The 10,577-nt window shown below is 58.1% G+C and carries 9 protein-coding genes; all 9 read left to right on the forward strand.

Going from position 1 to position 10,577, the window contains the following annotated elements; genetic code table 11:
- Positions 1-19 precede the first annotated feature (19 nt).
- Positions 20-1,681 (forward strand): dihydroxy-acid dehydratase, encoded by a 1,662-nt coding sequence (ilvD, locus tag JDF658_RS01790; RefSeq protein ID WP_079906307.1) that lies wholly within the window; start codon positions 20-22, stop codon positions 1,679-1,681.
- 7 nt (positions 1,682-1,688) lie between these two features.
- A complete protein-coding gene (gene ilvB, locus JDF658_RS01795) occupies positions 1,689-3,359 on the forward strand; it encodes a biosynthetic-type acetolactate synthase large subunit (protein ID WP_078664229.1) in 1,671 nt (556 codons plus the stop codon).
- Positions 3,360-3,364: 5 nt separating this feature from the next.
- Positions 3,365-3,877 (forward strand): acetolactate synthase small subunit, encoded by a 513-nt coding sequence (gene ilvN, locus JDF658_RS01800; protein WP_078664228.1) that lies wholly within the window; start codon positions 3,365-3,367, stop codon positions 3,875-3,877.
- A gap of 2 nt (positions 3,878-3,879) precedes the next feature.
- Positions 3,880-4,872, forward strand: coding sequence for a ketol-acid reductoisomerase (ilvC, locus tag JDF658_RS01805; protein WP_078664227.1), 993 nt, complete (start codon positions 3,880-3,882; stop codon positions 4,870-4,872).
- A gap of 39 nt (positions 4,873-4,911) precedes the next feature.
- A complete protein-coding gene (gene ilvB / locus JDF658_RS01810) occupies positions 4,912-6,612 on the forward strand; it encodes a biosynthetic-type acetolactate synthase large subunit (protein WP_079906289.1) in 1,701 nt (566 codons plus the stop codon).
- Positions 6,609-8,165, forward strand: coding sequence for a 2-isopropylmalate synthase (locus JDF658_RS01815; protein ID WP_242946584.1), 1,557 nt, complete (start codon positions 6,609-6,611; stop codon positions 8,163-8,165). Before ilvB (JDF658_RS01810) ends, JDF658_RS01815 begins: the two co-directional genes overlap by 4 nt.
- A gap of 3 nt (positions 8,166-8,168) precedes the next feature.
- Positions 8,169-9,431, forward strand: a complete 1,263-nt coding sequence (leuC, locus tag JDF658_RS01820; protein WP_079906290.1) for a 3-isopropylmalate dehydratase large subunit — start codon at positions 8,169-8,171, stop codon at positions 9,429-9,431.
- A gap of 1 nt (position 9,432) precedes the next feature.
- Entirely contained in the window at positions 9,433-9,933 is a 501-nt protein-coding gene (gene leuD / locus JDF658_RS01825; RefSeq protein ID WP_079906291.1) for a 3-isopropylmalate dehydratase small subunit, read from the forward strand.
- Positions 9,934-9,937: 4 nt separating this feature from the next.
- On the forward strand, positions 9,938-10,577 hold a 640-nt coding region (locus JDF658_RS14745), incomplete at its 3' end, for an isocitrate/isopropylmalate family dehydrogenase (RefSeq protein WP_242946585.1).

The following is a 10,577-nucleotide window of genomic DNA, read 5'->3' on the forward strand; positions in this document are numbered from 1 at the left end:
AGGAGGAAACAGGGTGCAACTGCGCAGTTCTGCGGTCAAATCGGGATTGGAAAGGGCGCCCCATCGTTCGCTCTGGAATGCGATGGGCTATACCGGGGAAGAATTGCAGCGCCCTATTATCGGGGTAGTGAACTCCCACAATGAAATTGTACCCGGACACATGCATCTCAATACCATTGCCGAGGCGGTCAAGGCCGGGATCAGGATGGCCGGGGGACTGCCGGTGGAATTTCCGGCCATTGCCGTCTGTGACGGGCTGGCCATGGGCCATAAGGGCATGCACTACAGCCTGGCCAGCCGGGAGCTGATTGCCGATTCGGTGGAAATCATGGCAGAAGCTCATGCCCTGGACGGACTGGTGCTGATTCCCTCCTGTGATAAGGTAGTGCCAGGAATGCTGATGGCGGCGGCTCGCCTCAATATTCCCGCCATTTTTATCAGCGGGGGGCCGATGCTGGCTGGACGCTGGCAAGGTCAGGCCGTTTCCCTCTCCACGGTGTTCGAGGGCGTAGGGGCAGTGGCTAATGGTCGCATGACCGAAGCCGAATTAGAGGAACTGGAAGAAGGAGCCTGTCCGGGTTGTGGTTCCTGTGCCGGCATGTTTACTGCCAATTCCATGAATTGCATGACGGAAGTGCTGGGGATGGCCCTGCCGGGCAATGGCACCATCCCGGCGGTGATGGCAGCCCGTTTGCGGCTGGCCAAGGCAACAGGAAAGCAGATCATGGAACTGGTGCGGCGGAATCTCAGGCCGCGGGATATTATGACTGCGGCGGCTTTCCGCAATGGCCTGAAAGTGGATATGGCCCTGGGTTGTTCCACCAATACCCTTTTGCATTTGCCGGCTATTGCCCACGAGGCGGGAGTGCCCTTTGAGCTGGATGATGTCAATCGTTTTAATGAAGAGATTCCCCAGCTTTGCAAGCTGAGCCCTGCTGGCCCTTACCATATGGAGGACCTGCACCGGGCTGGCGGTATCCCGGCGGTGATGAGCCGGCTGGCTGCCCAGGGCAAGCTGGAAACAGAGGTATTGACGGTAACAGGCAGGACCATGGCGGCCAACCTGGAGGGGGTCAGGGTGCTGGATGAAGAAGTCATCCGGCCCTGGGATCGTCCTTACCAGGCCACCGGGGGACTGGCGGTGCTGAAAGGCAGTCTGGCTCCCCAGGGAGCTGTGGTCAAGAAAGGGGCCGTGGCTCCGGAGATGCTGAAACATACCGGTCCGGCCCGGGTGTTTGACGGAGAGGAAGCGGCGGTTAAGGCCATTCTCGGCGGGCAAATTCGGCCGGGAGATGTGGTGGTGATCCGCTATGAAGGCCCCAAAGGCGGCCCCGGTATGCGGGAAATGCTGACTCCCACCGCTGCCGTAGCTGGTGCTGGACTGGATAAAGTAGTAGCCCTGATTACCGATGGTCGTTTTTCCGGAGCCACCCGGGGGGCTTCTATCGGTCACGTTAGTCCGGAAGGAGCGGAAGGGGGACCCATTGCTCTGGTCCAGGAAGGGGACTTAATTGCCATTGATATAGAAGCAGGCCGGTTGGATTTACTGGTAGATGAAACAGAACTGGCCCGGCGCCGGGCAAAATGGCAGCCACCGGAGCCGAAGGTCAAAACCGGCTACCTGGCCCGCTATGCCAAACTGGTAGGCTCAGCGGCGGGCGGGGCGGTTGTGAAGGGGTGAAAAGCGAATGGAAATGACAGGAGCCCAGATGCTGGTCAAATGTCTTGAGGCCGAGGGTGTAGAGCATATTTTCGGTTATCCCGGCGGGGCAGTGCTGAATATCTATGATGCCCTTTTTGATTCTAATATTTGCCATATCCTGGTTCGCCATGAGCAAGGGGCAGCCCATGCTGCTGACGGATACGCCCGGGCCACCGGCAAAGTGGGGGTCTGTCTGGCCACTTCCGGGCCGGGAGCGACCAACCTGGTTACCGGTCTGGCTACCGCCTATATGGATTCCATACCGATTGTGGCTTTCACCGGCCAGGTAGCCACGGGGCTAATCGGTAAGGATTCCTTTCAGGAAGCAGACATTTTCGGCATCACCCTGCCCATAACCAAGCACTCCTTTCTGGTTAAAAACCTGGAGGATCTGCCCTTTACCATCAAGGCAGCCTTCAAAATCGCCCGGGAAGGGCGGCCGGGCCCGGTGCTGATCGACTTGCCCCGGGATATTATGGCAGCTAAAGGCCATTTCCGCTATCCGGAAAAAATCTGCCTGCCGGGCTTCAAACCAGTTTATGATGGGCATCCGGAACAGATTGCCCAGGCTGTACGGCTGATCCAGGAAAGCAGCAAGCCGGTGATCTATGCCGGGGGTGGTGTGATCGCTTCCGGAGCTGCCAGACATCTGCTGGAACTGGCGGAATTGATTCAGGCGCCGGTGACTACCACCCTGATGGGGCTGGGGGCTTTTCCCGGAGACCATCCTCTCTTCCTGGGGATGCTGGGCATGCATGGTACCGTGGCAGCCAATTTTGCCGTCAGCCATTGTGACCTGCTGATTGCCATAGGTTGCCGCTTTGATGACCGGGTGACCGGAAAAATCGAGGAATTCGCCCCCGGGGCCAGGATCATCCATATCGATATCGACCCGGCGGAAATCGGCAAAAATGTGCGGGTGGATGTGCCCATTGTTGGTGATGTCGGCCGGGTTTTGTCTGAACTGAACAGCAAACTGGTAGCCCGGGCTCCCGGGGATTGGCTGGCCACCGTGGAAGCCTGGAAGGAAAACCATCCTTTGCGCTACAGCAAAGAAGGAGAGGGGATCAAGCCCCAGTATGTGGTAGAGGAGTTGCGGCGCCAGACCAGGGGCATGAAGGTGAAAATCACTACTGAGGTGGGACAGAATCAGATGTGGGCCGCCCAGTATTTCACCTTTACCGAGCCCCGCAGCCTGATTACCTCCGGTGGGCTGGGCACCATGGGCTTTGGTTTGCCCGCTGCCATTGGGGCGGCGGTGGCCTGCCCCGACCATGTGGTCATCGATATTGCTGGTGATGGCTCTATCCAGATGAACAGCCAGGAGCTGGCCACCGCTGTCCAGTACAACCTGCCGGTCAAGGTGGTTATCCTCAATAACGGCTATCTGGGTATGGTGCGGCAGTGGCAGGAACTCTTCTACAACCGGCGTTACTCTCAGGTGGATATGAGCTGGGCCCCGGATTTTATCAAACTGGCCGAAGCTTATGGAGCCAAAGGCCTGCGGGCCACCCGGCCGGAAGAAGTGCCGGAGGTACTGGCTACCGCCCTGGCGACTCCGGGTCCGGTAGTGGTGGATATCGTTGTTGACCGGGAAGAAAATGTCCTGCCCATGGTACCGCCGGGCGGGGCACTGCACAAAATGATTGGAGGGTGAGGGATATGCGCCATATCTTAGCGGTGCTGGTGGAAAACAATCCCGGGGTGCTGACCCGGGTAGCGGGCCTGTTCAGCCGCCGGGGCTACAATATTGACTCCCTCACCGTGGGCAGAACGGAAAACCCCCGCATTTCCCGCATGACCATTGTGGTGGAGGGAGATGACCTGGTTTTAGAACAGGTGACCAAGCAATTGCACAAGCTGGTGGATGTGCTGAAAATCAAGGATATTTCTTCCGAGGATTATGTGGACCGGGAGCTGATGCTGATCAAGGTCAATGCCGCCGACCAGCAGGTGCGGGGAGAAATCATGCAAATCGTCGATATCTTTCGGGCCCGCATTGTGGATATCGGGCGCAAGACCCTGACCATCGAAGCTACCGGGGATGAGGGCAAAATCAATGCTCTGGAAAACGCCCTGCGGCCTTTTGGGATCAGGGAACTGGTGCGTACCGGCAAAATCGCCATGCTGCGGGGCCAGAAAACTACAACAGCAGACATAAAGGAGGAAGATTGAGAATGGTAAAGTGCTATTATGATCAGGATGCCAATCTGGAGTTATTGAAAAACAAGACCGTGGCTGTGATCGGTTATGGCAGCCAGGGCCATGCCCAGGCTCTGAACCTGCATGAATCCGGAGTACGGGTAGTAGTCGGCTTGCGGCCGGGCAGTGCCCGCTGGGCAGAAGCAGAGGCGGCTGGACTGAAGGTGGCCACTCCGGCGGAAGCGGCGGCTCAGGCGGATATTATCCAGATTCTCACTCCCGATGAAACCCAGGCCAAACTGTACCGGGAGGAAATCGCCCCCCATCTGACCGCCGGCAAGGCCTTGATGTTCTCCCATGGGTTCAACATCCACTATGGTCAGATTGTGCCTCCTGCTGATGTGGATGTCTTCCTGGTAGCGCCCAAGAGCCCTGGCCACATGGTGCGTCGCATGTACCAGGAAGGCCGGGGGGTACCGGGCCTGATCGCCATCCATCAGGATGCTACCGGACAGGCCAAAGACCTGGCTCTGGCTTATGCTAAAGGGATTGGCTGCACCCGGGCCGGGGTATTTGAAACCACCTTCAAGGAAGAAACGGAAACCGACCTTTTCGGGGAACAGGCGGTCCTTTGCGGCGGGGTTTCCGAGCTGATCAAGGCCGGTTTCGATACTCTGGTGGAAGCGGGTTATGCTCCGGAAATGGCCTATTTTGAGTGCCTGCATGAACTGAAACTGATTGTGGACCTGATCTATGAAGGCGGCCTGAGCTGGATGCGCTATTCCATCAGTGATACGGCTGAATTCGGTGACTACATGACCGGCAAGCGCATTATTACCGAAGAAACCCGGCAGGAAATGAAGCGGGTACTGGCCGAAATCCAGAATGGCGAATTCGCCAAAAAGTGGATTCTGGAAAACCAGGCCAACCGCCCTGTCTACAATGCCATCAAGAACAAGGAACAAAACCATCTGATCGAACAGGTCGGCCGGGAATTGCGGGCCATGATGCCCTGGTTGAAAAAGTAAGCAGTAAGAGGGGTTTTCGCAGATACAGGAGGGGTTTTGATGAAAATGAAGGCAGCTCAGGCCCTGATTAAATGCCTGGAGTTGGAAGAGGTAGAAATCATCTTCGGCTATCCCGGCGGGGCTGTGCTGCCCATCTATGACGCCCTGTACGGGAAGGGGATCAAACACGTACTGGTGCGTCAGGAGCAGGGGGCGGTCCATGCCGCTAATGGTTATGCCCGGGTCACCGGAAAAACGGGAGTGGTACTGGCCACTTCCGGTCCCGGAGCCACCAACCTGGTGACAGGTATAGCCAATGCCTATATGGATTCCATCCCGGTGGTGCTGATCACCGGGCAGGTATCTACCGGCATGGTAGGTACTGATGCTTTTCAGGAAGTGGATATTACGGGAATAACCATTCCCATTACCAAACACAATTACCTGGTCAAAAACGCCCAGGACCTGCCCCGCATTGTCAAGCAGGCCTTTTACCTGGCCCGCAGCGGCCGGCCGGGCCCGGTGCTGATCGACATTCCCCGGGATGTGCAGGAACAGGAAATAGAGTTCGCTATTCCTGAAGATTTTCGCCCCCAGGGCTATAAACCCACCTACCGGGGGAATGCCCGCCAGGTCAAGCTGGCCGCTGAACTCTTAAACCAGGCCCAGCGGCCGGTGCTCTATGTGGGAGGAGGGGCCATCCATGCCGGCGCCCAGCCGGAACTGGTAGCCCTGGCGGAAAAGCTGCAGGCACCGGTGACCACCACCCTGATGGGGTTAGGGGCCTTTCCCGGCGGGCATCCCCTGGCTCTGGGCATGCTGGGCCTGCATGGCTGGAAAAGCGCTAACCTGGCGGTGCAAAATTGTGATGTCCTGGTTTCCCTGGGCGCCCGTTTCGACGACCGGGTGACCGGAGCGGTGGAGAAATTCGCTCCTCAGGCCCGGATTATCCATATCGATATCGACCCGGCGGAAATCGGCAAGAATGTACGGGTGGATGTACCCATCGTCGGCGATGTGCGCCTGGTCCTGCAGGATCTGCTTCCCCGTCTGGAGCCGGTGGCGTCCCGGGAGGAGTGGCTGGCGCAAATCCGCCAGTGGCAGCGGCAGTATCCCCTGCCTACCCCCCGGGAAAAAGGCTGTCCTCAGGCCCAGATCCAGGGCTGGGAAGTAATCCAGGCCCTCTATCGCCTGACGGGAGGAGAAGCTATTATCGTCACCGATGTGGGCCAGCACCAGATGTGGGCGGCCCAGCATTTCCCCGTCAACCGGCCCCGCTCCTTCCTCTCCTCCGGTGGCCTGGGCACCATGGGCTATGGCATGCCGGCAGCGGTGGGAGCACAAATGGGGCGGCCGGGGGAAAAGGTGATTCTCATCACCGGGGATGGCAGTTTCCAGATGTCCATGAATGAATTCGGGACAGCGGTGGAACAGGGCCTGCCGGTAAAGGTGATTGTGCTCAATAACCGGCAGCTGGCCATGGTACGGCAGCTGCAGGAATTTTACTGTGGCGGCCGCTATCTGGGCGTGGATTATACTGGCCAGCCGGACTTTGCCATGTTTGCCCGCTGTTATGGCGCCCGGGGGTACAGCATCAACCGCAGGGAAGAGCTGGAAGCGCTACTTAAAGAAGCATTGACGGAAAAAGGGCCGGTAATTGTTGATATATCCGTCTGCGGCCGGGAAAATGTCTACCCCATGGTGCTGGGCGGCTGTGGTCTGGAAGAAGCCATAACCAGTAAGGAGGAATGGAACGGGTGAGCAGTAATCGCATCTATTTTTTTGATACTACCTTGCGCGACGGGGAACAATCCCCGGGTGTCAGTTTGAATATAAAGGAAAAACTGGAGATCGCCCGCCAGCTGACCCGGCTGGGGGTGGATGTGATTGAAGCAGGCTTTCCCATCGCTTCCCCTGGCGATTTCGCTGCTGTCCAGGCCATCGCCCGGGAAATCAGGGGAGCGACTATCGCTGCCCTGGCCCGGGCCAACCAGCTGGATATCGACCGGGCCTGGGAAGCCATCAGGGAGGCGGAAGAGCCGCGCATCCACACCTTTATCGCCACCTCGGATATTCATCTCCAGTACAAATTGCAGAAAAGCCGGGAGGAAGTGCTGGCCCAGGCGGTGGAGGCGGTCAAATATGCCTGCCGTTATACCCCCAACGTGGAGTTTTCGGCAGAAGATGCCTTCCGCAGTGACATCGACTACCTGGCTCAGGTGGTAACTGCCGTGATCGATGCGGGGGCGAAGGTGGTCAATATCCCCGATACGGTGGGCTATGCTACACCGGAAGAATTCGGAGCCTTTATCCGGGAACTGCGGGAAAAAGTACCCAACCGGGACCAGGCAATTTTTTCCGTCCACTGTCACAATGACCTGGGCCTGGCGGTAGCCAATTCCCTGGCTGCCATTCTGGCCGGAGCCCAGCAGGTGGAATGCACCATCAATGGTATTGGAGAAAGAGCGGGCAATGCCGCTCTGGAAGAGATCGTCATGGCCCTCTACACCCGGCGCTCCATTTTCCAGAAGGAGTTCCGGATTGTCACCGAGGAGATCTATCGTACCAGCCGCCTGGTTTCCGCTCTCACCGGAATGAAAGTCCAGCCCAACAAGGCGGTGGTGGGCAAAAACGCCTTTGCCCATGAGTCGGGAATTCACCAGGACGGGGTGCTGAAAAACCGGGCCACTTATGAGATTATGAACCCGGAATTGATCGGGCTGCACAAAAACACCATCGTCCTGGGCAAACATTCCGGACGCCATGCTTTCCGGGATCGTTTGCAACAACTGGGCTACCAGCTGGAAGGAGAACAGCTGGAACAGGCCTTCCAGCGCTTTAAGGAGCTAGCTGACCGCAAGGGGGAAATCTCGGACGAAGACCTGCTGGTCATAGTCGAAGGGGAAATATTGCGGGTACCGGAAACCTATACTCTGGAATACTTCCATATTTCCAGCGGCAGTGCAGTGGTACCTACTGCAACAGTTGTATTGACGCGGGCCGGAGAACGGCTGGAAGAAGCGGCCTGTGGCGATGGGCCGGTAGATGCCATCTACAAGGCCATTGATAAACTGACCGGCAATACCGGCTGTCTGGTCCACTATGCCCTCAATGCTGTTACCGGCGGCAAGGATGCCCTGGGGGAAGTAACTGTCCGCCTCAAGGATGAAAAGGGCAAAATCTTCGTCGGCCGTGGCCTGTCCACCGACGTGCTGGAGGCATCGGCCCGGGCTTATGTGGATGCTCTCAACAAACTGGAATACGAGCGGGCCCTGGGACTGGTCAATGGAGAACAGGTAAGGGAGAGTGTTTAAGACATGGCAATGACGATTACCGAGAAAATACTGGCTGCCCATGCCGGCCGGGAGCAGGTACAGGCCGGGGAATTGATCAATGTCAGGGTGGACCTGGTATTAGGCAATGATATCACCGCTCCCGTAGCCATCAAGGAATTCAGGAAAATCGGGGTGGAACGGGTTTTTGACCCGGAGCGGATCGCTCTGGTACCCGACCATTTCACTCCCAACAAGGATATCAAGTCAGCGGAACAGGCCAAACTGGTGCGGGAATTCGCCCGGGAGCAGGGCCTGACCAATTACTTTGAAGTAGGACGGATGGGGATTGAGCATTGTCTTCTGCCGGAACAGGGGCTGGTAGGGCCCGGAGATGTGGTGATCGGGGCCGATTCCCATACCTGTACCTATGGCGCCCTGGGGGCCTTTTCCACCGGGGTCGGTTCTACCGACCTGGCAGCGGCCATGGCCCTGGGGGAAATCTGGTTCCGGGTGCCGGAAACCATCAAGTTCGTTTACCACGGTCAACTGCGGCCCTGGGTCAGCGGCAAGGACCTGATTCTGCATACTATCGGCCTGATCGGGGTGGATGGTGCCCGCTATATGGCCATGGAATTCACCGGTGAGGCTATTGAGAACCTCTCCATGGATGGCCGTTTTACCATGTGCAATATGGCCATTGAAGCCGGGGCCAAAAACGGCATTATCGCTCCCGACCAGAAAACCCTGGAATATGTGGAAGGTCGAGCTAAACGGCCCTGGCGGGTCTACCAGAGTGACCCCGATGCCAAGTACTATAAGGTCATCGAAATCGATGCCTCGGCCATAGAGCCTACTGTTGCCTTCCCCCACCTGCCGGAAAATACCCGCCCCATCAGCCAGGTGGGCACGGTGGAAATCGACCAGGTGGTAATCGGCTCCTGTACCAATGGCCGCATTGAGGACCTGCGCATTGCCGCCCGCATTTTAGAAGGCAAGAAAGTCCATCCCCGGGTGCGCTGTATCGTTATCCCCGGCACCCAGGCCATTTACCAGCAGGCTATGGCGGAAGGGCTGATCAAGACCTTTATTGAAGCGGAATGCGCTGTCAGCACCCCCACCTGTGGTCCCTGTCTGGGCGGCCATATGGGTATTCTGGCCAAAGGGGAACGGGCTCTGGCCACCACCAACCGCAACTTCGTAGGCCGTATGGGCCACCCCGAAAGTGAAGTCTATCTGGCCAGTCCGGCTGTGGCTGCCGCTTCCGCCATCGCCGGGCAAATTGTGGCACCTGAGGAGGCATTGTAGGATGAAACTGCGTGGACGCACCTGGAAATTCGGTCATGACATCGACACTGATGCCATTATTCCTGCCCGCTATCTCAATACTTCCGAACCGGCGGAGCTGGCCAAACACGTGATGGAGGATGCTGACCCCACCTTCCCGGGCAAGGTGCAGGCCGGGGATATCATCGTGGCCGGGAAAAACTTCGGCTGCGGTTCTTCCCGGGAACATGCCCCCATTGCCATCAAGGCAGCGGGAGTCAGCTGTGTGATCGCCCAGTCCTATGCCCGCATTTTCTACCGCAATGCTTTCAATATCGGCCTGCCTATACTGGAAAGCCCGGAAGGGGCTGCGGCCATTGAGGAAGGCCAGGAGGTAGAAGTGGATTTGAATACCGGGGTGATCACCAATCTCACCACCGGGACTACCTACCAGGCTACCCCCTATCCGCCTTTCATGCAGGAACTGATCCTGGCTGGAGGCCTCATCAACTATACCCGCCGGCGGCTGGGGAAGGAGGCGTAGGGTGATGACAAAACTGATCGCCCTTTTGCCCGGGGATGGCATCGGCCAGGAAATCGTGCCTCAGGGCCGGAAAGTGCTGGAGGTAGTGGCCAGCCGCCTGAGGCTGGAACTGGAGTTTGAGGAAGGTTTGATCGGAGGAGCGGCCATTGATGCCACCGGCACCCCGCTGCCGGAAGCCACTCTGGATCTCTGCCGCCGCAGCACCGCTATCCTGCTGGGGGCAGTTGGGGGGCCAAAATGGGATAACCTGCCGGTCCATCTCCGTCCGGAAGCAGGGGCACTGCTGCCCCTGCGCAAGCAGCTGGGACTGTATGCCAACCTGCGCCCTGCTTTTCTCTTTGCTCCGCTGGCCAAGGCTTCCCCGCTGAAGCCGGAGCTGATTGAGGGGTTGGACCTGCTGGCAGTGCGGGAATTGACCGGCGGCCTCTATTTCGGGGAGAAAAAAACCTTCCGCCGGGAAGACGGCCAGGAAACGGCCATCGATACTCTGGTCTATACGGAAGGGGAAATCGAGCGGATTGTGCGCCTGGCCTTTGAGCTGGCCCGCAAGCGCCGCCGCAAGGTCACCTCTGTAGACAAGGCCAATGTGCTGGAAAGCTCCCGCCTCTGGCGGCGGGTGGCGGAACGGGTGGCTCAGGATTATC

This window comes from Carboxydocella sp. JDF658, from assembly GCF_002049395.1.
Taxonomy (GTDB): domain Bacteria; phylum Bacillota.

Bases quoted from the DNA above. Each gene is read 5' to 3' on its own strand.
- ilvB (WP_078664229.1), top strand. From the start codon at position 1,689: ATGGAAATGACAGGAGCCCAGATGCTGGTCAAATGTCTTGAGGCCGAG.
- ilvN (WP_078664228.1), top strand. From the start codon at position 3,365: ATGCGCCATATCTTAGCGGTGCTGGTGGAAAACAATCCCGGGGTGCTG.
- ilvC (WP_078664227.1), top strand. From the start codon at position 3,880: ATGGTAAAGTGCTATTATGATCAGGATGCCAATCTGGAGTTATTGAAA.
- ilvB (WP_079906289.1), top strand. From the start codon at position 4,912: ATGAAAATGAAGGCAGCTCAGGCCCTGATTAAATGCCTGGAGTTGGAA.
- leuC (WP_079906290.1), top strand. From the start codon at position 8,169: ATGGCAATGACGATTACCGAGAAAATACTGGCTGCCCATGCCGGCCGG.
- leuD (WP_079906291.1), top strand. From the start codon at position 9,433: ATGAAACTGCGTGGACGCACCTGGAAATTCGGTCATGACATCGACACT.